Source organism: Pseudomonas sp. LS-2 (genome assembly GCF_003605735.1).
In the GTDB taxonomy this organism is placed as follows: Bacteria; Pseudomonadota; Gammaproteobacteria; order Pseudomonadales; family Pseudomonadaceae; genus Aquipseudomonas.
Genome location: NZ_QXTJ01000039.1, coordinates 510,394 through 537,081 on the forward strand (window position 1 = coordinate 510,394; position 26,688 = coordinate 537,081).

26 protein-coding genes are annotated in these 26,688 nt (G+C 59.1%); 18 read left to right on the plus strand and 8 right to left on the minus strand.

The features are described 5' to 3' along the window. Positions 1 to 117: 117 nt before the first annotated feature. The 7 genes from rfbB to D3M70_RS23600 are packed head-to-tail and all read left to right on the plus strand — an operon-like array spanning position 118 to position 7,170. Complete coding sequence (rfbB, locus tag D3M70_RS23570; RefSeq protein ID WP_120128014.1) at positions 118 to 1,197, plus strand: dTDP-glucose 4,6-dehydratase; 1,080 nt, start codon at positions 118 to 120, stop codon at positions 1,195 to 1,197. Next, the gene (rfbA, locus tag D3M70_RS23575; protein WP_120128015.1) at positions 1,194 to 2,069 is read left to right on the plus strand and encodes a glucose-1-phosphate thymidylyltransferase RfbA; all 876 of its coding nucleotides are present in this window, start codon (positions 1,194 to 1,196) and stop codon (positions 2,067 to 2,069) included. The genes rfbB and rfbA overlap by 4 nt, the downstream gene beginning before the upstream one ends. Continuing rightward, the gene (gene rfbC, locus D3M70_RS23580; protein ID WP_120128016.1) at positions 2,066 to 2,611 is read left to right on the plus strand and encodes a dTDP-4-dehydrorhamnose 3,5-epimerase; all 546 of its coding nucleotides are present in this window, start codon (positions 2,066 to 2,068) and stop codon (positions 2,609 to 2,611) included. Before rfbA ends, rfbC begins: the two co-directional genes overlap by 4 nt. Continuing rightward, positions 2,608 to 3,489 carry a dTDP-4-dehydrorhamnose reductase gene (gene rfbD, locus D3M70_RS23585; protein WP_120128017.1) on the plus strand — a complete coding sequence of 294 codons (882 nt, stop codon included), beginning with the start codon at positions 2,608 to 2,610 and terminating at the stop codon, positions 3,487 to 3,489. Before rfbC ends, rfbD begins: the two co-directional genes overlap by 4 nt. Positions 3,490 to 3,534: 45 nt before the next feature. Continuing rightward, complete coding sequence (locus D3M70_RS23590; protein ID WP_120128018.1) at positions 3,535 to 5,343, plus strand: ATP-binding protein; 1,809 nt, start codon at positions 3,535 to 3,537, stop codon at positions 5,341 to 5,343. After that, complete coding sequence (locus tag D3M70_RS23595) at positions 5,340 to 6,719, plus strand: sigma-54 dependent transcriptional regulator (RefSeq protein WP_120128019.1); 1,380 nt, start codon at positions 5,340 to 5,342, stop codon at positions 6,717 to 6,719. Before D3M70_RS23590 ends, D3M70_RS23595 begins: the two co-directional genes overlap by 4 nt. After that, entirely contained in the window at positions 6,706 to 7,170 is a 465-nt protein-coding gene (locus tag D3M70_RS23600; protein ID WP_120128412.1) for a YiiD C-terminal domain-containing protein, read from the plus strand. The genes D3M70_RS23595 and D3M70_RS23600 overlap by 14 nt, the downstream gene beginning before the upstream one ends. Before the next feature lie 96 nt (positions 7,171 to 7,266). Here the strand turns inward: D3M70_RS23600 and cysQ are convergent, their stop codons facing one another. Next, complete coding sequence (cysQ, locus tag D3M70_RS23605; protein WP_120128020.1) at positions 7,267 to 8,109, minus strand: 3'(2'),5'-bisphosphate nucleotidase CysQ; 843 nt, start codon at positions 8,107 to 8,109, stop codon at positions 7,267 to 7,269. Then, positions 8,106 to 8,672, minus strand: a complete 567-nt coding sequence (gene nudE / locus D3M70_RS23610; protein ID WP_120128021.1) for an ADP compounds hydrolase NudE — start codon at positions 8,670 to 8,672, stop codon at positions 8,106 to 8,108. Before nudE ends, cysQ begins: the two co-directional genes overlap by 4 nt. A 98-nt stretch (positions 8,673 to 8,770) precedes the next feature. Between nudE and yrfG the strand changes: the two genes are divergently transcribed. Further along, positions 8,771 to 9,433, plus strand: a complete 663-nt coding sequence (yrfG, locus tag D3M70_RS23615) for a GMP/IMP nucleotidase (protein WP_120128022.1) — start codon at positions 8,771 to 8,773, stop codon at positions 9,431 to 9,433. Positions 9,434 to 9,527: 94 nt separating this feature from the next. Here yrfG and lysM read toward each other — a convergent pair whose 3' ends face one another. Next, the gene (gene lysM, locus D3M70_RS23620) at positions 9,528 to 9,968 is read right to left on the minus strand and encodes a peptidoglycan-binding protein LysM (protein WP_120128023.1); all 441 of its coding nucleotides are present in this window, start codon (positions 9,966 to 9,968) and stop codon (positions 9,528 to 9,530) included. Positions 9,969 to 10,133: 165 nt separating this feature from the next. Between lysM and D3M70_RS23625 the strand changes: the two genes are divergently transcribed. The 4 genes from D3M70_RS23625 to D3M70_RS23640 all read left to right on the plus strand — a co-directional run bounded on the left by D3M70_RS23625 (position 10,134) and on the right by D3M70_RS23640 (position 15,123). Continuing rightward, complete coding sequence (locus tag D3M70_RS23625; RefSeq protein WP_120128024.1) at positions 10,134 to 11,021, plus strand: LysR family transcriptional regulator; 888 nt, start codon at positions 10,134 to 10,136, stop codon at positions 11,019 to 11,021. 96 nt (positions 11,022 to 11,117) lie between these two features. After that, the gene (gene fdhD / locus D3M70_RS23630) at positions 11,118 to 11,957 is read left to right on the plus strand and encodes a formate dehydrogenase accessory sulfurtransferase FdhD (protein WP_120128025.1); all 840 of its coding nucleotides are present in this window, start codon (positions 11,118 to 11,120) and stop codon (positions 11,955 to 11,957) included. A gap of 2 nt (positions 11,958 to 11,959) precedes the next feature. Then, positions 11,960 to 14,290, plus strand: a complete 2,331-nt coding sequence (locus tag D3M70_RS23635; protein ID WP_165869884.1) for an FdhF/YdeP family oxidoreductase — start codon at positions 11,960 to 11,962, stop codon at positions 14,288 to 14,290. 359 nt (positions 14,291 to 14,649) lie between these two features. Continuing rightward, a complete protein-coding gene (locus D3M70_RS23640) occupies positions 14,650 to 15,123 on the plus strand; it encodes a glycine zipper domain-containing protein (protein WP_120128027.1) in 474 nt (157 codons plus the stop codon). A gap of 61 nt (positions 15,124 to 15,184) precedes the next feature. Here the strand turns inward: D3M70_RS23640 and D3M70_RS23645 are convergent, their stop codons facing one another. Both D3M70_RS23645 and D3M70_RS23650 read right to left on the minus strand, forming a co-directional pair. Next, positions 15,185 to 15,616, minus strand: a complete 432-nt coding sequence (locus D3M70_RS23645; RefSeq protein WP_120128028.1) for a thioesterase family protein — start codon at positions 15,614 to 15,616, stop codon at positions 15,185 to 15,187. Between the two features lie 156 nt (positions 15,617 to 15,772). Further along, positions 15,773 to 17,701: an ATP-dependent DNA helicase RecQ gene (locus tag D3M70_RS23650; RefSeq protein WP_120128029.1), complete on the minus strand. Its 1,929-nt coding sequence runs from the start codon at positions 17,699 to 17,701 to the stop codon at positions 15,773 to 15,775. Between the two features lie 231 nt (positions 17,702 to 17,932). On the opposite strand from D3M70_RS23650, the gene D3M70_RS23655 reads away from it, so the two are divergent. The 3 genes from D3M70_RS23655 (at position 17,933) to D3M70_RS23665 (ending at position 20,937) form a co-directional block, all read left to right on the plus strand. Then, positions 17,933 to 18,742, plus strand: coding sequence for a hypothetical protein (locus D3M70_RS23655; RefSeq protein WP_120128030.1), 810 nt, complete (start codon positions 17,933 to 17,935; stop codon positions 18,740 to 18,742). Positions 18,743 to 18,858: 116 nt separating this feature from the next. Then, the gene (locus D3M70_RS23660; RefSeq protein WP_120128031.1) at positions 18,859 to 19,992 is read left to right on the plus strand and encodes a hypothetical protein; all 1,134 of its coding nucleotides are present in this window, start codon (positions 18,859 to 18,861) and stop codon (positions 19,990 to 19,992) included. A gap of 228 nt (positions 19,993 to 20,220) precedes the next feature. After that, complete coding sequence (locus D3M70_RS23665; RefSeq protein WP_120128032.1) at positions 20,221 to 20,937, plus strand: hypothetical protein; 717 nt, start codon at positions 20,221 to 20,223, stop codon at positions 20,935 to 20,937. A gap of 205 nt (positions 20,938 to 21,142) precedes the next feature. Here D3M70_RS23665 and D3M70_RS23670 read toward each other — a convergent pair whose 3' ends face one another. Beyond that, positions 21,143 to 22,684 (minus strand): phosphoenolpyruvate carboxykinase, encoded by a 1,542-nt coding sequence (locus tag D3M70_RS23670; RefSeq protein ID WP_120128033.1) that lies wholly within the window; start codon positions 22,682 to 22,684, stop codon positions 21,143 to 21,145. 203 nt (positions 22,685 to 22,887) lie between these two features. Beyond that, complete coding sequence (gene hslO / locus D3M70_RS23675; RefSeq protein ID WP_120128034.1) at positions 22,888 to 23,790, minus strand: Hsp33 family molecular chaperone HslO; 903 nt, start codon at positions 23,788 to 23,790, stop codon at positions 22,888 to 22,890. Between the two features lie 99 nt (positions 23,791 to 23,889). On the opposite strand from hslO, the gene D3M70_RS23680 reads away from it, so the two are divergent. Continuing rightward, a complete protein-coding gene (locus D3M70_RS23680; protein ID WP_120128035.1) occupies positions 23,890 to 24,699 on the plus strand; it encodes a phosphatase PAP2 family protein in 810 nt (269 codons plus the stop codon). A 98-nt stretch (positions 24,700 to 24,797) separates the two neighbouring features. On the opposite strand, the gene D3M70_RS23685 is transcribed toward D3M70_RS23680, so the two are convergent. Then, on the minus strand, positions 24,798 to 25,199 hold the full coding sequence (locus D3M70_RS23685; RefSeq protein ID WP_120128036.1) for an RNA-binding S4 domain-containing protein: 402 nt from the start codon (positions 25,197 to 25,199) through the stop codon (positions 24,798 to 24,800). A gap of 352 nt (positions 25,200 to 25,551) precedes the next feature. On the opposite strand from D3M70_RS23685, the gene D3M70_RS23690 reads away from it, so the two are divergent. Both D3M70_RS23690 and rimK read left to right on the plus strand, forming a co-directional pair. Beyond that, the gene (locus tag D3M70_RS23690) at positions 25,552 to 26,007 is read left to right on the plus strand and encodes an ATP-dependent zinc protease (RefSeq protein ID WP_177418475.1); all 456 of its coding nucleotides are present in this window, start codon (positions 25,552 to 25,554) and stop codon (positions 26,005 to 26,007) included. Then, the coding region (rimK, locus tag D3M70_RS23695; protein WP_375233033.1) for a 30S ribosomal protein S6--L-glutamate ligase at positions 26,004 to 26,688 on the plus strand (685 nt) is incomplete at its 3' end. The genes D3M70_RS23690 and rimK, both read left to right, overlap by 4 nt.

The window sequence follows — 26,688 nt, forward strand, 5'->3', positions numbered from 1 at the left end:
GCCAGCCAATCAATTAATTTCATGGCCTCTGGGCGGTTTGCGCCTTGCGCCTGTCATCACCCCACCACAAGCTATGCTTCGTCATCTTGACGTCCATCCAGGGAAGAAGGTTTAGCCATGCGAATACTTGTCACCGGTGGCGCCGGCTTTATCGGTTCTGCGCTGATCCGCCATTTGATCAACAACACCGATCATGACGTACTGAACTTCGACAAACTGACCTACGCAGGCAACCTCGAATCGTTGCAAAGCATAGTCACCAACACTCGCTACGAGTTCGTGCAGCAAGACATCGTCGATCAGGCCGCGGTGAGCAAGGTGCTGGCGCGCTTCAGACCCGACGCGATCATGCACCTGGCAGCGGAGTCGCATGTCGACCGTTCCATCGACGGGCCGGGCGAGTTCATCCAGACCAATATCGTCGGGACTTACAGCCTGCTCGAAGCGGCCCGTGGCTACTGGCAGACTCTTCCCGACACCGAGCGTGCGGCGTTCCGCTTCCATCACATTTCCACCGACGAAGTGTATGGCGACCTGCACGGCGTGGATGATCTGTTCACCGAAACAACGCCCTATGCGCCAAGCTCCCCGTATTCGGCCAGCAAAGCGGCGTCCGATCATCTGGTGCGCGCCTGGCAGCGCACCTACGGTCTGCCGGTGGTCGTGACCAACTGTTCGAACAACTACGGGCCCTTCCACTTTCCGGAAAAACTCATTCCGCTGGTGATCCTCAATGCGTTGGCCGGCAAACCGCTGCCGGTGTATGGCAACGGTCTGCAGGTGCGCGACTGGCTGTTCGTCGAGGACCACGCCCGTGCGCTGCTCAAGGTGGTCACCGAGGGCAAGGTAGGCGAGACCTACAACATCGGCGGCCATAACGAACAGAAGAACATCGACGTCGTGCGTGGCATCTGCGCGTTACTGGAGGAGCTGGCGCCAGAACACCGTAAAGGCGTGGCCAACTATGCGGATCTGATCACCTACGTGACCGACCGCCCTGGCCATGACATGCGTTACGCCATCGACGCCAGCAAGATCGAACGCGAACTTGGCTGGACGCCGGAAGAAACCTTCGAATCCGGATTGCGCAAGACCGTGCAGTGGTATCTGGACAATCTGGAATGGTGCCGCAACGTGCAGGACGGCAGCTATCAGGGCGAACGCCTGGGTACCAACGTCAAGGATCTGATCGCATGACCAAAGGAATCGTATTGGCAGGGGGCTCGGGCACTCGCCTGCACCCCATCACACTCGGCGTCTCCAAGCAGTTGCTGCCGATCTACGACAAACCGATGATCTACTACCCGATCTCGGTCCTGATGCTCGCCGGCATCAAGGACATCCTGATCATCTCCACACCGCTGGACTTGCCCCAGTACCGCGCCCTGCTGGGCGATGGCAGTCAGTTCGGCGTGCATTTCCAGTATGCCGAACAGCCCAGGCCCGATGGTCTGGCCCAGGCGTTCCTGATCGGCGAGCAGTTCATCGGGGATGACTCGGTGTGCCTGATTCTGGGCGACAACATTTTCCACGGCCAACACTTCAGCGATCAACTCAAACGCGCCGCCGATCAGGAGTCCGGTGCAACGGTCTTCGGTTATTGGGTCAAGGATCCAGAGCGTTTCGGTGTCGTGGATTTCGACGAGAAAGGCCGCGCACTGTCCATCGAGGAAAAACCCAAGGCACCGAAGTCCAGCTACGCCGTCACAGGCCTGTACTTCTACGACAACGAAGTCATCCAGGTGGCCAAAGACGTCAAGCCGTCGTCACGGGGTGAACTGGAGATCACTGACGTCAACAATGCCTATCTGCAGCGCGGCGACCTGCGTGTGGAGCGCTTCGGCCGAGGCTTCGCCTGGCTCGACACCGGCACCCACGACAGTCTGCTGGACGCCTCCCAATACGTGCAGACCATCGAGCATCGCCAAGGCCTGAAAGTCGCTTGCCTTGAAGAAATTGCCTTCCAGAACGGCTGGATCGACCGCACTCACCTGCTGAGCCGGGCTGACTATTTTGGCAAGACAGGCTACGGTCAATACCTGTTCAAAGTCGCGGGGGAAAGCCAGTGAACGTCATCGCGAGTGAATTGCCCGAAGTGCTCATCATCGAACCCAAGGTGTTCGGCGATGAGCGTGGATTCTTTTACGAGAGCTTCAACGCCAAGGCTTTCACCGAAAAAACCGGGATTAACGCCCAGTTCGTACAGGACAACCATTCGCGCTCGCAAAAGGGCGTGTTACGCGGCCTGCATTACCAGATCGAAAACCCGCAGGGCAAACTGGTACGGGTCACTGCGGGCAAGGTGATGGATATCGCCGTCGACATTCGTCGCAGCTCCCCGCACTTCGGCAAATGGTTCGGTCTGGAGCTGTCGGCGGAAAACGCCAGACAACTGTGGATTCCGCCAGGTTTTGCCCATGGCTTCGTGGTACTGAGTGACCATGCCGACTTCCTGTACAAGACCACCGACTATTACACCCCCTCCGCCGAGCGCTGCATTCGTTGGGACGATCCGGATCTGGGGATCGACTGGGGCCTGTCGGAAGCGCCAACGCTATCGGCCAAGGATCAAGTCGGCAAACTTCTGAAAGAAGCGGATCTGTTTCCGTGAGTGCGCCGCTGCGGATTCTGATCAGCGGGCAACACGGCCAGGTTTCGCAGGCGTTGCAGGAGGCGCTCAAGGGGCTGGGCGAGTTGATCGTGCTGGGGCGCGATCAACTGGACCTGAGCCAGCCTGAGTCGATCCGGCCCGTGGTGCGTGAGATCAAACCCGACCTGATCATCAACGCCGCTGCCCACACAGCGGTGGACCAGGCCGAAAGCGAGCCGGATCTGGCGCTTGCGATCAACGGCACCGCGCCCGGCGTATTTGCCGAAGAAGCCGCCATGCTGGGCATTCCGTTCATTCACTATTCCACCGACTACGTATTCGACGGCAGTAAGGACGGGGCGTGGACGGAGTCAGACGCGCCCAACCCGCTGGGTGTCTACGGCCGTAGCAAACTGGCGGGTGAACAGGCTATTGAAAAGGCCGGCGGTCAGTACCTGATTCTGCGCACCAGTTGGGTTTACTCCCTGACTGGCCGTAACTTTCTGCTGACTATGCAACGCCTGCTGCAAGAACGGGAAAAAATGACCATCGTCGCCGACCAGATCGGCGCACCGACATGGGCAGGCACCATCGCGCAAAGCACGCGCGTAATGATCGAGCGCTGGCGTGACGGCCAGCCCGGCGCGTGGGGTGTTTACCACCTGAGCGCCAGCGGCGAGACGTCCTGGTTCGGTTTTGCACAGGCCATCGGTCAGGCATTGACCTCAGTTGGCAAACCCTGCGCAAGCCTTGAGCCGATACCCTCGAGCGCCTATCCGACGCCGGCCAGACGCCCTCTCAACTCACGCATGGACTGCAGCCGTCTGGAACGTGAATGGGGTGTCACTCAGCCAGACTGGCATGACGCATTGCTGGAGTGCTTAGCGCAGCAGCGGTAGGCATAATGCGGCGGACATCCGATTTCAACCGGCGTACGCCCTACGATGACTACCTCTCTTCCACGCCGCCCGCGCTGGCGCAGTCTGGCCCTGCTGGCGCTGATCCTCGCGCCGTTGCTGTGGCCGCTCGAGCGCTTGGCCGAGCATTACTACCGCAGCGAGTTGCTGAGCCAGAATCGTCAGACGCTGGATCTGTACGTCGCCAACCTGCTCGGCACGCTGCATCGTTACGAGGTACTGCCGCAGATTCTGGGGGATCTGCCAGGGCTGCGCACCATGCTCGCCAACCCGCAGGACAAGCAGACGCAAGAGCAGGCCAATCAACTGCTGATGAACACGGCGCGGCAGACCGGCGCCGAAGTCATCTACCTGATGGCCCCGAACGGCGATACCCTTGCGGCATCCAACTGGGACAAACAGGACAGTTTCGTCGGCCGCAACTTTGCCTTTCGTCCTTACTTCAGCAACGCCATGGCGGGCAATCTGGGCCGTTTCTTCGGCCTGGGCACCACTTCGGCCAAACGCGGCTACTTCTTTGCCGCCGCCGTGCGCGACGGCAACACGGTCATCGGGGTTCTCGTGGTCAAGGTCGACCTGGACCTGACTGAAACCCTGTGGGGCAAGACGCCTGAACAACTGCTCGTCACCGACCACAACGGAGTCGTCATCCTGACCTCCAACCCCAACTGGCGTTTTCGCGCAACACGTCCGTTGAGTGAGGAAGAGAAACAGGCCATCGTCGCCATCCAGCCCTACCCGACGCGCGATCCGCGCCCTTTGCAGCTGGATGAAAACGGCTGGCTGACGCAGACCCAGCAGATCGACGAAACCGGTTGGAGCGTGAATATCCTGGCGCCCAAAATCCTGGTCTCGCGCCCCGTGCGCACGGTCGTTGCCATCGGCGGAGCCACGCTGCTGGTGGTGATGTTGCTGCTGGGAATCATGATGCAGCGCCGCCGTCATTATCTGGACCGCATCAACTTCGAGGCCCAGGCTCGACGGGAACTGGAGGCGCGGGTCATCGAGCGAACCAGCGATCTGGAAGGCTTGAACAGGAGGCTGCGTCAGGAAGTTCTGGAACGCGAGCATGCCCAGCAGGAGCTGTTCCGCGCTCAGGATGAGCTGGTTCAGGCCGGCAAGCTCTCGGCACTGGGAACCATGTCCGCGAGCATCAGCCACGAACTCAATCAACCACTGGCGGCGATTCGAAGCTATGCGGAAAACGCCGAAGTGCTGCTCGACCATCAACGCACCGACGACGCGCGCGGCAATCTCAAGCTCATCAGCGAGCTGACCGGGCGCATGGCCTCAATCATCGCCCACCTTCGCGCGTTCGCCCGTCGCGACCGTCATGCGCCGGAAAGCGTAGCCCTGCAACCGGCACTGGACGACGCGCTGGCGCTGCTGGCCAAACGTCGCCGCGCCATGGACGTCGAGCTGATACGCGACCTGCCCGACGCTACGTTGTGGGTACAGGCGGGAGAGACCCGCTTGCGCCAGGTTTTGGGCAACCTGCTGGCGAACGCACTGGACGCGCTGACCGAAAAAGGCCCGCCGCGCAAACTGTGGATCAGTGCCGAACACAGTGCCGAGGGCGTCAATCTGTTCATCAGGGACAATGGCCCAGGTTTCTCCCGCGAGGCACTGGAACATGCACGCGAGCCGTTCTTCACCACCAAGACCCGCACCCAGGGCCTTGGTCTTGGCCTTGCGATCTGCGATACCCTGATGCGCGCACTGGGCGGCGAACTGCTGTTCGCCAATCACCCCGAGGGGGGCGCGCTGCTGACATTACGCATGCGCACCGGGGCCTCGGGCGTCAGTCTTCAACCGCCAGAGGATTTATCCGCATGACCACGGACACCGCCATCGACAGCCGTATTCAGGTGGTGCTGATCGACGACGACCCGCACCTGCGTCAGGCTTTGAGCCAGACTCTGGATCTGGCCGGTCTGAAAATTCTGCCGCTGAGCGATGCCCAAGGCGTGCAAGCGCGAATCGAGCGCGACTGGCCGGGCGTCATCGTCAGTGATATCCGCATGCCCGGCATCGATGGCCTTGAATTGCTGAACCAGCTTCATGCGCAAGACCCCGAACTGCCCGTGCTGCTGATCACCGGACACGGCGATGTACCGTTGGCTGTGCAGGCGATGCGCGCGGGTGCTTATGATTTCCTCGAAAAACCCTTTGCCAGTGACGCCCTGCTCGACAGCGTGCGGCGGGCGCTGGCGCTGCGTCGATTGGTCCTGGACAACCGCAGCCTGCGTCTTGAACTGAGCGACCGACAACAACTGAGCACGCGCCTGGTTGGGCTTTCAGCCCCGATGCAGCGGCTGCGCGATCAGATCGGAGCGTTGGCCGCGACCAAGGCCGATGTGCTGATTCTTGGCGAAACCGGCGCCGGCAAGGAAGTCGTCGCCCGCGCACTGCATGACTTGTCCAGTCGTCGAACGGGGCCGTTCGTGGCGATCAACGCCGGGGCGCTTGCCGAGTCGGTGGTGGAAAGCGAGCTGTTCGGCCACGAGCCTGGCGCATTCACCGGGGCGCAGAAGCGGCGCATTGGCAAGTTCGAGTTCGCCAACGGCGGCACGCTGTTCCTCGACGAAATCGAAAGCATGAGCATGGATGTGCAGGTCAAACTGCTGCGTCTTTTGCAGGAGCGGGTTGTGGAGCGCCTGGGCGGCAATCAACAGATCAAGCTCGATATCCGGGTGATCGCCGCCACCAAGGAAGACTTGCGACACGCCGCGGATCAGGGCCGTTTCCGTGCCGACTTGTATTACCGTTTGAATGTCGCCCCGCTGCGGATTCCGCCGTTGCGCGAACGTGGCGAGGATGCGCTGGCGCTGTTTCAGCACTTCGCTGACGCGGCGAGTCTACGCCACGGCCTGCCGCGTCACGAACTCCAGCCGGGGCACCGCGCCGTGCTCTTGCGTCACAGCTGGCCGGGCAACGTGCGCGAGTTGCAGAACGCCGCCGAACGCTTTGCCTTGGGTCTGGAGCTTGAACTTGAAGGGGCTGCCCAGCAACAGCTACCACCCTCGAGTGGAGGACTCAGCGAGCAGGTCGAGGCGTTTGAACGAGCCTTGATCGCTGCCGAACTGACCCGCCCTCATGGCTCCGTACGCAGTCTGGCCGAGTCGCTCGGTGTGCCCCGCAAGACCCTGCACGACAAACTGCGCAAGCATGGACTGAGCTTCACCGGTGGTGGTTCCGATGACAATGACTGACTCGACTTCCCGACTGCTGGAAGCCGTCCTGCATAACGACATCCCCCTGACGCGCGAGATGGGCGTCAAGGTCATCAGTTGGCAAAACCACTCGTTGCGTCTGCACCTGCCGCTAGAGCCCAACATCAATCACAAGAGCACGCTGTTCGGCGGCAGCCTGTATTGCGGCGCGGTGCTGGCGGGTTGGGGGTGGCTCTATCTACGCCTGAAAGAAGCCGGGATCGACGACGGGCACATCGTGATTCAACAGGGCCAGATCAGCTATCCGCTGCCGGTCAGACGCGACGGCGTAGCGATCTGTGATGCGCCGGATGACGCTATCTGGGAGCGGTTCGTCAGGATGTACCGGCGGCGTGGTCGAGCGCGGTTGTCACTGGCATCGCGAATTGTCGCCGAGGATTCGGATGAGTCAGCGGTTGAGTTCGTGGGGCAGTACGTTCTGCATCGCTGACCCCCGATGCGCTTCGGCCCGAAGGGCGTGGGAGCTGGCTTGCCTGCGATCGGCTGCGAAGCCGTCGCAAAACGGGCTGAATCGAAAGCCTGTGCTTCAGCCCTTCGCCAGTTCGATCAGCGCATCTCGCCACCTCGCCTCACCAGGCAACGCCAGGAAAAATGCGTTGAGCAGCGATTCCCGAGCAGGATAATCGAAGGTCTCCCCGGCCAGATTCAGCACCACACCGCCCGCGCCCTCCAGCACGCCCTGTGCGGCGGCGGTATCCCACTGCGAGGTAGGTGCCAGACGTGGATAGCAGTCAGCGGCGCCTTCCGCCAGCAGACAGAACTTCAGCGAGCTGCCGATATTGGTCAGTTTCAACTCGCCCACTGCCGCAGACAATCCGGCCAGCAGTTTTTCCTGCTCAGGGCTTGAGTGACGGCGGCTGGCCACGACAGTGAATGACTCGCCAGCACCCGGCTGGTTGCGCACCTTGATCGGTTCGATGTCAGCGGCGTCGTCGCTGCACCACGCACCCAGACCCGCACCACCGAAGTAGCAGCGGTCGTTGGTCGGCATCGACACCACACCGAACACCACACGGCCGTTTTCGATCAGCGCCACGTTGACGGTGAACTCTTCACTGCCTGAAATGAATTCCTTGGTGCCATCCAGAGGGTCTACCAGCCACCAGCGCTGCCATTGACTGCGCTCGCTCAGCGGGATGTCGGCGTCTTCTTCGGACAGAATGTGAATGCTTGGGTCCAGCTCTTTCAAACCCGCAACCAGCAATTCATGGGCGGCGATATCGGCGGCGGTGACAGGCGAATCATCGGACTTGGCCGTGACCTCCACACCCGAGCGCCAGTAAGGCAGGATGACTTCTCCGGCGCGACGGCACAGATCAATGACAGGCCCCATGAGCGGGTGCGGCAAGTCTGAAAAAGCTTGGGTCATGGCTGAAACACCCCGCGCTGGGTTAGCAGATCACGTGCAAGGTACAGCGCTGCCAGGGCGCGCCCTTCGGAAAATTGAGGGTGTTGTGCAAGGCCGGAGAGCTCTCGCAGATTGATCCTGTCGACGCGCATCGGCTCTGGCTCGTCGCCCGGGAGGCTCTCTTCGTACAGCTCGGTCGCGAGCACCACTTGAATCTTCTGACTCATGTAGCCTGGCGATAACGACAGCTCAGTGAGATGCTCCAACTGCCGGGCGCCATAACCTGCCTCTTCCTTGAGTTCACGATTGGCTGCGGCCAGTACGTCTTCGCCCGGCTCGACTAGGCCCTTGGGCAGCGACAGCTCATATTCGTCGGTGCCGCCGCAGTACTCCTCGACCAGCACGGCGTGCTCGGCATCGATCATCGCCACGATCATCACTGCCCCGTAGCCATTGCCGCGTCCAACCAGACGTTCGTAAACGCGTTCGACGCCATTGGAGAAGCGCAGTTGCACTTCTTCGACGCGGAACAGACGGCTGCTCGCTACGATTTCGCGAGCGAGGACAGTGGGTTTCTGGCGCATGACGGAGCTCCTTGGCGTAGACGGGGTACTATACCGTGGCTTTCCCGAATGTCTTTGCCAGAAAACCACAGCAATTTATTCACCGCCGAGAGACCTGTATGCCTTCTTTGCCCTGGCGCGATATCGACACCGTTCTGCTGGACATGGACGGAACGCTACTGGACCTGCACTTTGACAATCACTTCTGGCTTGAGCATCTGCCTCAGCGCTATGCCGAACTGCACGGTGTCAGCCGCGCCATGGCTCAAATGGAGCTGATGCCTCTGTTCGAAAAGAACGCGGGGACGTTGAACTGGTATTGCACCGACTTCTGGAGCGCGGAGCTGAAGCTGTCAGTGAAAGACCTGAAGGTCGAGATCGCTCACCTGATCGCGCTGCGCCCCGACGCCGAGACTTTTCTCGCAGCCATCAGACACGCTGGCAAGCGCGTGATCATGATCACCAATGCCCATCGCGACTCGCTGTCGCTGAAGATGGAGCGCTTGCAGCTGGCACCCTATTTCGAACGGCTGATCAGCTCCCACGATTATGGTTTCCCCAAGGAAAACCCGCAATTCTGGGACGCACTCCACGCCGACATAGATTTCGACCCGGCGCGCAGCCTGTTCATCGACGACACCCTGCCGATCCTGCGCAGCGCCGGACGGTATGGCGTCAAGCATCTGCTCGCGGTGCGGGAGCCGGACAGCAAAAAGGGGCCGAAGGACACGGAAGAATTTGCGGCGCTCGAGGATTATCGGCTGCTGATCGAGGGGTTGTAGACGGCGGTGCAACACGTGTAGCCGTTCGGCTTGTCGGCGGTGGCGATCTCAAAAGCGCCACCGCCGGCAAGCCGGACTGCTACAGGGAATGGGTTTATTCGGGAATGCGCAAAACCTGCCCTGGGTAGATCTTGTTCACATCCTTGAGCATCGGTTTGTTCGCTTCAAAGATCTTCTGATACTTGTTCGGGTCGCCATACACACGCTTCGAAATGGCGCTCAGGGTATCGCCCTTCTCGACCGTGACGAATTTCGCCGCAGCAACGGGCGGCCCGCTGACAGTAATTTGATCATCGACGCTGCCTACACCTGCAATATTCCCTGCAGCCAGAATGATCTTTTCCTTTTCTTCCTGACTGGCAACCTCACCCGTCAGCGTGACTTTATCCCCTTCCACCGTCGCGGTGATGTTCGGGTTACCCAGACCAACCTCTGAAATATGTTTTTTCAGGACCTCGTCAGCATTGGCGTTCCCTGGGGTCAGCGCATCGAGGATCTTTTCTCCGGCGTCCTTCAGAAAACTGAAAATGCTCATAACTCGTTCTCCCTGCGTTTTTTGTGATGTCCGAATTCAAACCATAGCCGCTCGCCGTTGCGAGTCTGTGCGATCCGACCAATGACCCCATCGGCAATCAACACCCCATGCGACATCCTGCCGCGTTAGAATCGGCCAGCCAGCCCTGTGCCTTGCGGAGTGACAATGGATATCAAGCAGCTGAAATTCCTGATCGCCCTCGACGAAACCCGTCACTTCGGGCAGGCGGCTGCGCGCTGCCATATCACTCAGCCAACGCTGTCCATGCGCCTGCGCAATCTGGAAGAAGAACTGGATTTGCCGCTGGTCAACCGCGGTCAGCGCTTCGAGGGTTTCACCGCCCCCGGCGAGCGGGTGCTGGCATGGGCGCGCACGGTGTTGGCCGCCTATGACGGCTTGCAGGCCGAAGCCGCTGCCTGTCGCGGGCACCTGGTCGGTACTCTGCGACTGGGTGTAGTGCCGCTGTCGAACTTCGACCCGCTTTCCCTGTTGCAACGCCTGCACAGCGTTCACCCGAACATGCGCTTCGAATTGTCCTCGCTCAGCTCCGAGCAAATCCTGGATCAACTGGCGAGCAATCGTCTCGACCTGGGTGTGTCGTATCTGGAACGGCTGGACACTGACCGTTTCGACTCGCTGGAGCTCGCTGAAACCCGCATGGGACTGATGTACGACCAGCGTCATTTCAGTTTTGGTGAAGAGCCGCTGAGCTGGGAGAGCCTGATCGAGTTGCCGCTGGGCATGCTCACCAGCGGTATGCATTTTCGTCAGTCCATCGACCACAACTTTCACAGTCGTGGCTTGCAGCCCCAGCCCATTCTCCAGACCGATGCAGTGCATCAGTTACTCCAGGCAGTGCACGGTGGTTTCTGCTGCGCGATCATGCCCCTCGACGGCGGCCTGGAAACCCTCACCGAACACCTGCAACTGCAACCCATCGAACATGCCCAGACCCTCGCCCGGCTGGGCTTGATCATGCGCCGCTCCGCCCCGCGCTCGGCGTTGGCAGAGGCCTGTTTCGGGCTGTATCAGAAAATGATCGAACCGTCTTGATCGACGTCATCTATCAAGACATCAGTACTAGCGATTAGACGTTACTCCACCGGAGGCCTAGGCTAACAAGCCTGAATAATCTGCCGGTAATTCCCGATGCATTCCAAGCACACGGAAAGCACGGCGCCCGCGAAACAACTGCCCGCGCCTGCCGCAAGCCAGTCCTACAGCTACTCGAACCTCGCGCACGACACCTGCGAACCTAACGTGCTCGCCGAAGAGGTGGCGTTGGCCATTGCCTACAACGGCATCAGTCAGGCCGTGATGCTGGTTACCCCCACCGACCTCGAAGACTTCATCGTTGGTTTCAGCATCGGCAGCGGCATCATCGAGTCCCCTGACGAAATCTACGATATCAAGCTTGGCGGTTGCGGCTCTGCGCAGACGGCTGAAGTGGAGATTGCCAGTCGTGCATTCTGGAACCTCAAGACCCAACGCCGACAACTCGCTGGCACCAGCGGCTGTGGGCTGTGTGGCGTGGAGGCGGTGGAACAGGCGCTGCCGGAACTGAACGTGTTGCCCGGCGCGCCGTTGCCGCCTGCCGAATGGCTCGAAGGGCTGCGCGAACGTCTGGACGATTTTCAGCCACTGGGCCAGCACTGCGGCGCGGTCCACGCGGCGATGTTCATGAACGACAAGGGCGAGCTGCTGATGGGCCGGGAAGACATCGGTCGTCACAACGCGCTCGACAAGCTGATCGGGGCTCTGATTCGCCAGAACATTCCGACCACAGGCGGTCTTGCGGTGGTCACCAGTCGCTGCAGCCTGGAACTGATCCAAAAAGTGTTACGTGCCGGCATTCAAACCCTTGTCAGCCTGTCCTCGCCCACGGGCCTGGCGCTGCAATGGGCCCGCCGTCACAACCTCAATCTCATTCATCTGCCTAAACACAGTGCGCCGAGGGTTTATAGCCCTGCCTTGGAGAACAAAGCGTGAGCATGCACAAACAAGCCGACAAGACCCCAGTTCCGCGCTACAAGCCCTACAAAGGGCCGGCCGGTGGATGGGGCGCCCTGATCAGCGTGACACAAGCCTGGCTGACCAGTGACAACGCGCTGAAAAACCTGCGCATGATGCTCAAGACCAACCAGAACGGCGGCTTCGACTGCCCTGGCTGCGCATGGGGAGACTCGCCGGAAAGCGGCATGGTCAAGTTCTGCGAGAACGGCGCCAAGGCGGTCAACTGGGAAGCCACCAAACGCCGCGTCGATCCGTCCTTCTTCGCTCGCTACAGCGTCACCTCGCTGCTGGAGCAAAGTGACTACTGGCTCGAATATCAGGGCCGCCTGACCGAGCCGATGGTCTACGACGCCGAATCCGACCGCTACAAGCCGATTGCCTGGGATGATGCTTTCGCCCTGATCGCCAGGCACCTGAACAACTTGCCAAGCCCGAACATGGCCGAGTTCTATACCTCGGGTCGGGCCAGCAACGAAGCCGCCTATCTGTATCAGCTGTTCGTGCGCGCCTTCGGCACCAACAACTTTCCTGACTGTTCGAACATGTGCCACGAAGCCAGTGGTGTCGCGCTGTCGCAAAGCGTTGGCGTCGGTAAAGGCACCGTGACCTTTGATGATTTCGAACACGCCGACGCGATTTTCGTGCTGGGCCAGAACCCTGGAACCAACCACCCGCGCATGCTCGAACCGCTGCGTGAAGCAGTGCAGCGCGGTGCTCAGGTGGTCTGCGTCAACCCGCTCAAAGAGCGTGGCCTGGAGCGTTTCCAACACCCTCAACATCCGCTGGAAATGCTCAGCAACGGCTCTGAGCCGACCAACACCGCGTACTTCCGTCCGGCGCTGGGCGGCGACATGGCGCTGCTGCGCGGCATGGCCAAGTTCCTACTGCAATGGGAGCGTGAGGCTCAGGCCAACAACGAACCTTCGGTATTCGATCACGCATTCCTGAACGAACACACTCATGGCGTGCTCGACTACCTGGCCGTGGTCGATGAAACCTCCTGGGAATTCATCGTCGAGCAATCCGGCCTGCCACTGAGCGACATCGAGCGTGCCGCGCGCATGTACGTCAAAGGCAAGAACGTCATCATGTGCTGGGCGATGGGCATCACTCAGCATCGTCATTCGGTCCCGACCATTCAGGAAGTCGCCAACCTGATGCTGCTGCGCGGGAACATCGGAAGGCCAGGCGCAGGCCTGTGCCCGGTGCGTGGCCACAGTAACGTGCAGGGTGACCGCACGATGGGGATCAACGAGCGCCCCCCTGCGTTTTTCCTCGATGCGCTGGAAAAACGCTTCCAGTTCAAAGTGCCGCGCGACAACGGCCACAACGTGGTCGAAGCGATTCACGCGATGCTCGAAGGTCGCTCCAAAGTCTTCATCGGTCTGGGCGGCAATTTCGCCCAGGCGACACCCGACAGCCCGCGCACCTTCGAAGCACTGCGCAACTGCGACCTGACCGTACAGATCAGCACCAAGCTCAACCGAAGCCATCTGACCCACGGCAAGGAAGCGCTGATCCTGCCGTGCTTTGGCCGTACCGACATCGACATCCAGGCCGAAGGTCCGCAAGCAGTAACCGTGGAAGACTCGTTCAGCATGGTTCACGCATCCAACGGTCAGCTCAAGCCTCTATCGCGCCACATGCGTTCGGAGCCTGCGATCCTGGCCGGCATCGCCAACGCAACGCTGGGCAAGCAGCCGGTAGACTGGTTGTGGCTGGTCGAAGACTACAGCCGTATCCGCGACCTGATCGCTGACACCATTCCGGCGTTCAAGGATTTCAACGAGAAGATCAAACATCCGGGCGGTTTTTACCTGGGAAGCACGGCCGGTTCGCGCAAGTGGAACACGCCGAGTGCGCGCGCCAACTTCAAGTCGAACCAGCTGCCGCAGGACCTGGTGCATGAGAGCATCCGCGGAACCGGTATCGTGCCGGACCTGATCATGCAATCGATGCGCTCCCACGATCAGTACAACACCACCATTTATGGCCTGGACGACCGTTATCGCGGTGTGAAGGGGCAACGCGACGTGATTTTCCTCAACGAGGCCGACATCGTTCGCCTGGGTTTCGTACCGGGTCAGAAGGCCGATATCGTGTCGATCTGGGGCGATGACATCGTGCGTCGGGTCAAAGGGTTTACCCTGTTGCCGTTCGACATCCCGGCCGGTCAGGCGGCGGCTTACTATCCAGAGGTCAACCCTCTGGTGCCACTGGAAAGCGTTGGCGACGGCAGCCACACACCGACGTCCAAGTTCGTGGCGATCAAACTGGAGCGGCACAGCGAAGTGGCGCGGATTATTTGATTCGTTGCCACCCAACCCTGTAGGAGTGAGCTTGCTCGCGATTTCGGTGGGACAGTGATGAGCACTACAACTGACACGCCTGATCGCGAGCAAGCTCACTCCTGCATTTGGGCGAACAAATTCACGCTCAGTTGCGCGCCCCCCTACAACTTGACCATCCGTTTGCCCACAAAAAAGGCCCGAATCGCATGATTCGGGCCTGTGTGAAGTAATCTAGGACTGACCAAAAGCACTTAAGTTCCCGACTAAAAACAATAGCTTATCGATTTGTATACAAGTCGTGTTATTCGTCGGATTTCGATTGTGACATTTTCTTCATGATTGCAGGATCGCGTCGTCATCCCTACGAGCATCCATACATGAAGTATTCCTCGATTCTGTTGTTGTCCCTCACCCTGGCCACCGGTTTCGCCTCTGCTGGCGACAACGTGACGGCCGGTGTGGGCGGCGCATTGGGTGGGGTACTGGGTTCGGCTGTTGGCCAGCAACTTGGCGGCAGCACCGGATCCGCGATTGGCGCAGGTCTGGGCGGCGCCGCAGGTGGCGCTGTTGGCGCAAATCGCCACAACCGCACTGAAGCCGCCATCGGCGGCGGTCTTGGCGCAGCGGGCGGTAACGTCATCGGCCGCAGTGTCGGCGGCAGCACCGGCAGCCTGATCGGCGCAGCAGCTGGCGGTGGCGCTGGCGGCGCGCTGGGCAACTACATGGGCGATCAGAGCCGTCACGACGACGACAACCGTCGCGGTTATCGTGGTGACCGCCGCGACTATCGTCACGGTCATGGCTACCGTCATCATGACAATGGCCGTCATCGCGGCTGGCGCCATCGCTGAGACCTGGCGCAGTGCAATTACCGCTTAGCATCCGGCCGCCCTCGAGCGGCCGGTTGTCATTTCAGGCCGACAGACGCTCCATGGCCTGACGAAGCGACGCGGGAATCGGCACTGGCTGGTTCGACGCCCGATCAACAAACACATGCACGAAACGCCCCGCCGCACGGGCCTCCTGCTCGCCAGCCTTGAACACTGCCAATTCGTATTGCACAGAGCTGTTGCCAAGCTTGCCCACACGCAGCCCGATCTCGATCAGATCCGGGTAGGCAATCGACGCGAAATAGTCACAGGATGAGCTGACCACGAAGCCCACCACCTCCCCATCGTGAATATCCAGCCCACCCTGTTCGATCAGATAGCTGTTCACGGCGCTGTCGAAGAAGCTGTAATAGGTGACGTTATTCACATGGCCATAGATGTCGTTGTCATGCCAGCGCGTGGTGATGGGCTGGAAATGGCGGTAGTCGGCGCGTTGTGGAGTCGGTGGGGGCATTCACTGTTCCTCTGCTATCAATGAGACTTGTGGGCGCGGACCACTGCAACCGACAGCGATCTCCTGTCGCACCTTGAACCCTGCTGCACGCTTGGCCGGCGGTAGCGGCGTTGAAATTGCTACCATCGGCAAGCCGCGCTGCTACAGATGAAAACTCTAGATGTGCTGTTGGACCCAATCACGTACCTCGGCATACGGATAGTCTTCCAGCACCGCAAACCCGGCGATGTTTCTGGCTTTAAGTCTGGTGAACAACGGTACGCTGATTCCGCACAGAAACCGGGTCAGGCATTCCACGCTTGGCTCGTGGCCTCGCGACGCCAGATGCTTGTCGACGAACTCACCGCACACATCATCGATACGGCGTTGCTCAAGCGGCGCCAACTCAGGGGGTTGCGGCAAGCGAGCAACGTGCCCGGCGCACACCGAACAATGCCCACATTGCCTGGGCGCCTGAGTGTCCCCGAAATACTGCGCCAGACGATGACTCAAACATTGCTCGCTGGCGAACAGATCGAGCATCGCGTGAATGCGCGCCACTTCGGTCGTCTCGTGAAGCACGAAATAGTCGTGCAGCTCCTCGCTCAGCGCTTCAGGATCGAAATCCGTTACCAGCAAACTGTAGACCTCGGTCATCTGCTTGCTTTCTAGTTCGATCCAGCCCTTCTCCTGAAAGAAGTCCAACGCGGTGACGACCCGTGAACGCTCGGCCTGATATTGCTGGTACATCGCGTCGAAGTTGACCGTTGCCCACGTCCGCGCACGACTGGACGTCTCGACCAGCGCCTGCACGAACTGCTGACGCTCGCCTTGAAAGCGCTGCACAAGGTCGTGTGGCTCAATCAGGTACTTGAAACGGTATTCAGCGAAATACGAGTATCGCGGGGCAATGATCCCTCGCAGCTCGAGCTGGACCAGAAGCGTCTTGAGCGGCAACTGGCGAATGTTGCTCATCTCCGAAAGCGGCAGCAACAGAAACTCCCACTGACCGTCCTTGCGAGCGCTGAGCAAGTCTTCCAGTACCTGTCGAATGCCCTCGCGCTCCGGTGTATCGCCGTAAACAAAGTTCTCAAGTACGTTGAGGCTGTCGCGATTGGCCAGCACCAGGCACTGCGACTCAGCACCATCGCGACCGGCCCGGCCGATTTCCTGGCTGTAGTTCTCGATGGATTTGGGCAGATCGAAATGCACCACGTTGCGAATGTCGCTCTTGTCGATCCCCATGCCAAACGCGATGGTGGCGACGATGCAGTTCAGTCGGCCATCCATGAACTGACGCTGGATGGACTCGCGCTTATCGTGAACCAGACCGGCATGATAAGCCTGAGCCGGGATACCGTTTTGTGCCAGATGCGCCGCGACGAACTCGGCGGTCTTTTGCAGGGTGACGTAGACGATGCTTGGCTGTGCGGCGCGCTCGCCGAGCCATTGCACCAGACGACGGCGTTTCTCATGACCGGGCGTGGGCTCCACCAGCAAGTTGAGATTGGGCCGGTAGAAACCGGTCGTCACGACATCGTCCGGTGCGATGGCGAACTTCGTCTGCATGTCGGCGATGACCTTCGGCGTAGCGGTGGCCGTCAGCAATAACGTCTGTGGGATATTGAACTCGCGTTGGTAGTCCGGCAGCTTGAGATAGTCCGGCCGGAAGTTATGCCCCCATTCGGAAATGCAGTGCGCCTCGTCGATCACCAACAACGAAATTGGCACCTGCGCGATGAAATGCCGAAAGCGCTCATTTTTAAGGCGTTCGACCGAAATCATCAGAATCTTCAAGTCACCGGAGCGCGCTCGGGCCATGACATCGGCCACGTCGTCCCGACTCTGCGCCGAATCAATACTGGCGGCAGCGATACCGTGCCTCTGGAGAAACGCCAGTTGATCCTGAATCAACGCCAGCAGTGGTGAAACCACCAAGGTGAGGTGGGGGAGCAATAGCGCCGGCAGTTGATAGCACAGCGACTTCCCCGAACCCGTCGGAAAGATAGCGGCCGCCGAGCGCCCCGCCAGGACCGCACCGATGGCGGTCTCTTGTCCGGGGCGAAACTGCCGATAACCGAAAACCTGCTCAAGGGTTTGATACATAGCTGCCACTCCATGGACCGTCGCAAGGGGTTGAACCTTAACGCGGCAGGTTTAGGCGTAATACACCTAAACCGTTACAGAAATGCCGGTCAGCATACATCCCGGTTACAGCACCGATACGTCGTACTAGCAAATCAACATCGCCACGATTAACCTCTGCGCCAGGTTATGAACACGCTCAAACACGCAGGCCAGAACCGCTCGATGCCTGCGACATGCCAAGGAGAGGCCATGCAACCCGTTAAACTGCCCGAGGACGACGGGCTTATCATGCAACGTCTGGCGCCGGATCAGTTCGACGTCGTACTGGGTTCTCATCCTGGCAGGCAAAAAATCTCGCCGACCAGAAGTAGTTGGTCAGTCGGCAGCATTGTCATTTGTCTGGCATTGATTGCCGCCGTTGCCTACCTGCTTGTGCAGCTGTTCTCAACACCCAAGTCCGTCCCGGCTGTAGTACCACCGACATCAACCGCAGAAATCATCGAAGCCCCTACCCCTGTTGCACAAGCAGCGGACATCCGCACCACGGAACAGGTCGTCTACGTCGCGCCCAGACCGGATACGTCTCAGCCCGTGGAGACGAAGCCACTGGACGATTGCCTGAAGAACGGCAATGTCATCGACCGCGACGTGGTCAACTGCCGTTTCGGCGAAGCCCAGCCTACTGACTACAACACCCCACGCCCTCAAGGTATGGTCTCCGAGCGCTACATGGCGCAGTACAAATCCACAGCAGCCAAGCCCAAAGCCGATAGCGGACGTCACTACGAAGTCGCTGGGGTATTCATCCGGGAAATCGACGGCCGTAACCGCTACCAGGCACGCTACCGCATCTACAACAACCACATCGAAAACAGCAGCGTGTGCATGAACTTCCTGAGCGACAGCGTCGAGCACCGCGAATGCCGCCGCGCCGCCGAACCCTATTTCAAAGACATGTGCAGCGACTGGACCAAGCGCGCCGCCAAAGACAGGGATCAGAAGAGCAAGCTGGCGCAGGAGCAGTATTGTGAGGCGGCGCGGACATATCAGGCAAACTAATCAATCACTGAAGAACTACGCATTAAGGTGCTCAACATCAAGTAACACACTCTGAGCACAAACGTTTATTAATTAATCTAACCTCAGGACTTCTACAAACGTATGAGGTTGAAAACATGACGATTTTTACCATTTTCTTCTGTGGAACGGGTTCCACAAAATATGATTCGCTTCACGATAATTACTGGAACGGCGAACTTATTTCCACACTGGCCAATAACATGGGCAGCCGGGAATTCGCCGACTGGATCGTGGTGGATGGCCCCGGCAGCGGCAACTTGCAGGCTGACGAACTGTTCACCGAGCCCAAGAGCTACGGCTGGACAGGAACGGCATTCGGCAAAGGCTGGCATGAAAATGTGCAGCATGCAGTCAATATGGTGAAAGGCAAATTTGACTGGCACCGGACCAAGCTCACTGAAGCGGAATATGTTCGGTTGAAAAATTCGGGCTTACCTATTCATAAGGTCGAAGAGACCGACTCCTGGTTGTGGCGACACTATGACTTTGGCAACCGCAAAGTCACCCAGCAGCAACTCCAAGAACAAATCATCAAGACCCACCGCAAAGGCGGGATCATCCCGACTCAGATCAACTTGGTGGGCTGGAGCCGGGGCGGTGTGAGCTGCCATATGCTGGCGAATGCATTGCTGGCCGATCCCGTGCTACGGAAGATTCCCGTCAATATTTTCGCGGTTGATCCTGTTCCGGGTCCGTTGAACACACAGCTTGAAAAGATTTCGTTGAGCAGCAATGTGAGACAGTACGTCGCTTTTTATGCGCGCGATGAACGCTCCAAGGGATTCGCCTGCGTGATTCCGAAAACGGCCCCCTCCACCCAAGTGAATATCTTCCCCATGGCGGGAAGGCACGCCACGCTGGTGGGCAACGCCTCACTAAGCGGCGCGTCCGGCCCCGGTGCGCTGAACGAACCCGGCAAGCTGGTCCGGCATTATGCGGAAGTCTGCCTCACCCGGTGGGGGACAAAACTGACGAAGACGCTCAATCTTTCGGCCGTGGATATCAGCAAACTTCACCAGAGCGTGGTCATGCACGACAGCGACTTTGTGAAAATGCGCAGTCGATCTTATACAGGGCTAACGGAACACTCGGGGAATGAACGTTCAATTATCCATAACGGTAAAACAGTTGAATTTAGAAAAGGGGCGGGTCAGCCTATTAGTCCAATTGAGGGGCTGGCCGCAACACTGGCCAAAGGCAATGACGCATACAGCGTCATCCTGAGATAATTTGCTTCATCCCTAACGCTTTTAAATAAGTATTTTAGGCATAACGCGACAGGGTAGGTCTGTTCAATCCATCGAACATGTTCGTCGCGCTCCAGATTTCAGAAAACCGCCCAGTCACCGGGCGGTTTTTTCATTGTTTATTCCGCGACCATTGACCCACTGGCTGATTTCGCGGTCATACCTTCCGCCAAGCAGAGGCTTTCACGCCGATCACTTCAGGAGCCCGTCATGGCCCGCACTCACTATCTTCCGCTACTGTTTACCGCACTGATCGCCACCCTTTCAGGCTGCGGCGACAAGGAGGCCGAAAAAATCGGCAGCGCCTCGACCGATGCACGGGGATTGTCGAAGTCGATGACGGTGGTCGTCAGCGGGGCGCTGAACCTGCATTACGAGGCCAAGGGTGACGCCGTCAACGTAGGCTTTTTACCCGGCAAGTTACCCGGTGCGAACTGGCTGACCTTGAGTGCGGATCAAGAGGCCGAAGGTGATCGCAACGAAGTCAGCATCGGCCCGATCCTCGGCTTCTCCTTCGACAATCCAGACCAGGAAAAGCAGGCCATCATGTTTCAGGGCGGCCGAGTGGAAGTCGCACATGATGAAAACAGCGCCTCCTATGACACTGGCTCGTACTACCAATACTTCGACACCGACAAAAGCGGCTCGAACAGCAACGTGAAACTCGACTTCAGCAAAATCGAAAAACTGCAGTCCACCAACAAACTGCTCGACCGCTACCGTCTGGTCGGAACATTCCAGTTCAATGCTGCCCTTTCCCCAGAGCAACCGACTGACGACTGCACCCGAGAAGCGGCCGCTTACGCCGCCCAACACGGCGAACGCCATCCGGGTTTCGACGCGAAACTGTGCAACGCCAAGAGCGTCGTCGCCAAGGGTAGTTTCGACATCACGCAGGATTTTCCGGTGATGACGAAGGCGGGATGAGAATCTCGCCCTCTATCAAGCCCCCGCTCGCGTGACGGCGCAGGTGCTTTTGATTCGGCACTAAGGGCGCAGGACCCAGCTTCGCCAACGACCTGCTGGAAACCGGCAACAGAACCAGGCGCCGGCCTTTCGCTTGCAAACGTCCCGAACCGCAGGGGCATAAAAAAACCGCCCCTAAGGGCGGTTTCTTTCAGCAGAACCGAGATTACAGCTTCGGACCTGCAGCCTTGATCGCGTCGCTCACGTCGAACTTCTTGAAGTTTTCGATGAACAGACCGGCCAGTGCTTTTGCCGCTTCGTCGTACGCTGCTTTGTCAGCCCAGGTGTTGCGTGGGTTGAGCAGTGCAGTGTCAACGCCTGGTACCGACTTCGGCACATCCAAGTTGACAGTTGCCAGGTGCTCGGTTTCTGCACCGATCAGAGCGCCGCTCTGAATGGCTGCGATGACGCCGCGGGTGGTCGGGATGTTGAAGCGTTTACCGACGCCGTAGCCACCGCCGGTCCAGCCGGTGTTGACCAGGTAAACCTTCGAGCCGAAGCCGCGGATGCGCTTGATCAGCAGCTCTGCGTATTCGCCAGCCGGACGCGGGAAGAACGGTGCGCCGAAGCAGGTGGAGAAGGTCGACTTGATGCCGGCGCCCGAGCCCATTTCGGTCGAACCGACCAGTGCGGTGTAGCCCGACAGGAAGTGGTAGGCCGCTTGCTCTTCACTGAGGATCGACACTGGCGGCAGAACGCCGGTCAGGTCGCACGTCAGGAAGATCACAGCGTTTGGCTCGCCGCCCAGGTTCTTCTCGGAACGCTTTTCAACGTGCTCCAGCGGGTAAGCTGCGCGGCTGTTCTGGGTCAGGCTGCTATCGGCGTAGTCGGCGTGGCCGTTGGCGTCGAGGACAACGTTTTCCAGCACGGCGCCATGCTTGATGGCTTTCCAGATGACAGGCTCGTTCTTCTCCGAGAGGTCGATGCACTTGGCATAGCAACCGCCTTCGATGTTGAACACAACACCTTCGCCCCAGCCGTGTTCGTCGTCGCCGATCAGGTAACGGCTTTCGTCTGCAGACAGGGTGGTCTTGCCGGTGCCGGACAGACCGAAGAACAGGGTCACATCGCCCTCTTCACCGATGTTGGCAGCGCAGTGCATTGGCAGGACGTCGGCAGCCGGCAGCAGGAAGTTCTGCACGGAGAACATGGCTTTTTTCATTTCGCCGGCGTAACGCATGCCCGCGATCAGCACCTTCTTCTGTGCGAAGTTGAGGATGACGCAACCGTCGGAGTTGGTGCCGTCACGCTCTGGGACGCACTCGAAGTTGGCAACGTTCAGTACCTGCCACTCTTGACGACCAGCCGGGTTGTATTGCGCCGGGTTGATGAACAGGCAACGACCGAACAGGTTCTGCCAGGCAGTCTGGGTGATCATCTTGACGGCCAGGTAGTGGTCTTCGGCAGCGCCTACGTGAACGTGGGAGACGAAGTGTTCCTGAGCGTTGTTGAAGGCTTCGACACGCGCCCACAGGGCATCGAACTTGTCAGCCGGGAACTTGCGGTTGATCGGGCCCCAGGCGATAGCGTCCTGAGTGGATGGTTCTTCAACGATGAAGCGGTCTACTGGCGAACGACCGGTGCGATGGCCAGTTTCCACGACGAGTGCGCCAGTATCGGACAGGACGCCTTCTTCGCGTTTGAGGGCTTCTTTAACCAGTTCGTCGACACTGAGATCGGTGTAAACGGCGTTATTGGCTTGCGTCATGAGATTCCCCGTCGGCCCGCTGGCCGAGTGCTCCAAACGTTTTGTAGTAGAAAAACCCAAACTACTACAGCTAAAAAGTGGGCCGGATTATGCCAGAACCGCCCAAAAAAGGTAGGGCCCTCCGGTCAGAACTACATAATGAAAAACGCGGCCCGCTGGGCGGAAACCATTCAGCCCAGCGTCGGCACTACATGAAAACTACATCAGTGACGGGTATCCGAGGGGGTATCGACCCCGCCCCCTGCGAACAGCTGAGCTACATCGGTTGCGTCGAAAAGGTAGCGCTGATTGCAGAATTGGCAATCGATCTCAACGGTGCCGTTGTGCTCGATCACCAATTGCTGTGCATCTTCCAGACCAAGACTGACCAGTGCGTTGGCGGAACGTTCGCGCGAGCAGCTGCAACGGAATATCAGAGGCTGAATATCGAACATGCGCACCGCGTCCTCATGGAAAAGACGATGCAGTACGGTTTCGTTGTTCAGGCTCAACAGCTCTTCGGCAGTGAGCGTGTCGACCAGTGTGTTGACATGTTGCCAGCTGGCTTCGCGCTCTTCCGGGTCAGTCAGGCGTGCCGGTGGCAGTGGTTGGAGCAGCAGGCCACGCGCGCGCTTGCCGTCGGCCTTGATCCAGAAACGTGTCGGCAACTGCTCGGACATCACAAAGTAACTAGACAGGCAGGCCGACAGATCGACACCATCCAGACCGACGATCCCTTGGTAACGCTTGCCCTGGCGCGGATCCATGGTCATGGTCAGGTCGCCGTCCGGCATCAGTTCTTGCAGCGTGGCATCGGGCGTGATCCGGTTCTCGTCGTAACGGGCGATGCCGCGAATCTCGCGCTCGCTGGAGCATTCGACCATCAACAGAGAAACCGGCCCCAGGGAGCGTGCCTGCAGAACCAGCAAACCATCGAATTTAAGGGTGCCGACAAGCAATGCTGCGGCAGCGAGCATTTCGCCCAGCAATTGTGCAACCGGCTCGGGATAGGGATGCTTGGCGAGCACCTCGGCGTAGCTGCGTTCCAGTGCCACGAGCTCACCGCGAACGTCGCTCTCGTCGAAGATGAAGCGTTGGGTGTAATCGATATCCGGGAAATCATGCATGGGATTTTGGTATCTGAAGTAATGACAAATTGATGACAAACGCCTATAAAACGCGGTTTAGCACCGCTGGGTGCACTGTCATGCCGATGGGGGCATTTTATGGACTATCCCGCGCTGTTCCAACCCAAGTGGAACGCCAAAAAACTCCTGCTGTGTAATCTGGTAGCGCTCGCGCTGCTGCTGATGTGGATCTGGCCTGCAGGCCACGCGGCTTTCACCCAATTCGACGAGTGGTTTTTCCATCTGCTGAATCGACCACTGGAACAGAACAAAGCCTGGCTGTGGGTCTGGACCATCGCCAGTATGCGCCCCTTCGATGCCGTCGTCGGGCTGATCCTGCTGACACTGCTGATCAAGGGCGACTGGGTCTTTAAAGCGGTGCAGACCCGTGCGGCATTGATCGGCTTCGTCCTCACGCTGATCCTGCTGCTGATCATCCGGACCGTATTCTCCAAGATCATCGACCACACCTCGCTGCAACATGACAGTGCTTCGATGGTCATCCCTGATGCGATCAAGCTCAGTGAAATCTTCCCGACGCTGGAAGACAAATGGCAGCTCAAGGATCGCTCCAGCCAGAGTTTCCCGGGCGATCATGCGTCGGTTCTGCTGATCTGGGCGATGTTCATGACCGTGTTCAGCCGCACCGCCGGCCAGCGAGTGATCATCTGGGCACTGGCCTTCCTGTTCATGATGCCGCGTCTGGTCGCTGGCGCGCATTGGGGTCAGGACGACTACATCGGCGGCGTGATGATTGCCTTGCTGGCCTTGGGCTGGAGCTGCTACACGCCGTTCGTGGCAACGGCGACCGGCTTCCTGCTCAGAATGACTGCGCCGGTCTTCAATCTGTTCGGGCGTTTGCCGCTGCTGCGCTGCCTGAGCATCATGAAGCCGGGTGCACATCTGTAGATCGATCAACACCTGAAGTAGCCCGGCTTGCCGGCGGCGGCGTCATTGGATTTGCCTCCGCCGACAAGCCAGACTGCTACAGGCTGATCCAGTCACCCTCAATCATCCCCGGAATGAAAGTGGAACAGCTGTCGGCGCTGTTTCTTGGTCGGTTTGCCATCGGTCGTCACACCCAGGCTTCCGGCCTTGCGCATTTCGGCGGCCTGTTCGCGTTTCGCCAGGCTTTCGGGGGTTTCGCTGTAGAGCAACTGCGCTTCGGGAGCGCCACGGCGGACGATGGACAGTGCCTTGACGACAACCGTACGCTCATCGAATCCGGCACGGATCTGAAACTCGTCTCCGATGCGCGGTTCTTTGCCAGGCTTGCAACGCTCGCCACGGCAATGCACCTTTCCACTCTCGATGGCGGCCTTTGCCAACGCACGAGTTTTGAAGAAGCGCGCTGCCCATAGCCACTTATCCAAACGAACCTTGTCGTCTTCGTCTGACTTTTGTGTCATCTGAATTCCTCAATCGGGTGATAGTCAGAACTGTACTACGCAACGCCGAGCACGCAGTAATCTCAAGCCTTGGTTAGAATCCCCTCGATGTAAGCAGGCGAATGCGTTCTGGTGTTCGTCAGGCTATCGTTCTCGGGGTTGTCACAATCTGGACCGAGTTGAGCTTTAGAGTCATCGCCTCAGGCCAGTTGCATGCCTGGTTTGCGGACTTTTTCGCCGACTGCGGTATTTTTCGATGCAGATTCGTCTTTTCGGATCTGCATCCAAGGCATTGACCCAGGCTGTTCCTGGTGTCTGGCAGAACGCGCAAACGTACGGAATTGCTTTGAAAACATTCGACCATCTCACAGTCATCGGCCTTCGCGAATGGGTGGCGCTGCCCAGTTTGGGGGTCGCTGGCTTGCGCGCGAAGATCGACACCGGGGCCAGTACATCAAGCCTTCATGCAACGGAGATCGAACCCTTCGAGCGCAACGGCGAAAAATGGGTGCGTTTCAACGCGCATCTGGGGACGATTGTGCAGCTGCGTCATCGCCGCTGCGAGGCCCAACTGGTGGCGATGAAAACGATCAAGAGTTCCAACGGTCATGCGCAGGTGCGTTACGTGATTCGCACGACACTGGCGCTGGGAGATCGCGTCTGGCCGGTGGAATTCACCCTCGCCTGCCGCAAGGCCATGCGGTATCGATTGCTGCTGGGTTCCAAAGCCCTGATTGATGGCCAGTTGGTGGTCAATCCGGGCATTACTTATGTTCAGGACAAGCCGGTGTTCCCGGCCTCTAATTCCTCTGCCACAGGTGTTGCATGAAGATCGCTGTGCTTTCGCGAAACCCGCGTCTGTATTCAACTCGTCGCCTGGTCGAAGCTGGTATCCAGCGGGGCCACGAGGTCGTGGTGATCGATACGCTGCGCGCCTATATGAACATTGCCAGTCATAAGCCGCAGATCCACTATCGAGGAAAACCCCTGGAAGGCTTCGACGCGGTCATTCCGCGCATCGGCGCTTCCGTAACGTTCTACGGCTGCGCCGTATTGCGTCAGTTCGAGATGATGGGCGTATTCCCGCTCAACGAATCCGTCGCCATTGCCCGTTCCCGCGACAAACTGCGCTCGCTGCAGTTGCTGTCGCGGCGCGGCATCGGCCTTCCGGTCACGGGCTTCGCCCACTCCCCGGATGACATCCCTGACCTTATCCAGATGGTCAACGGCGCGCCGCTGGTGATCAAGGTACTGGAAGGGACTCAAGGCATCGGGGTGGTGCTCTGTGAAACCGCGACAGCAGCGGAATCCGTGATCGAAGCGTTCATGGGCCTGAAGCAGGACATCATGGTTCAGGAGTACATCAAGGAGGCAGGTGGTGCGGACATTCGCTGCTTCGTGGTCGGCGACAAGGTCATCGCCTCGATGATGCGCCAGGCCAAACCGGGCGAGTTTCGCTCCAACCTGCACCGCGGCGGCACGGCGAGCCTGATCAAGATCACCCCGGAAG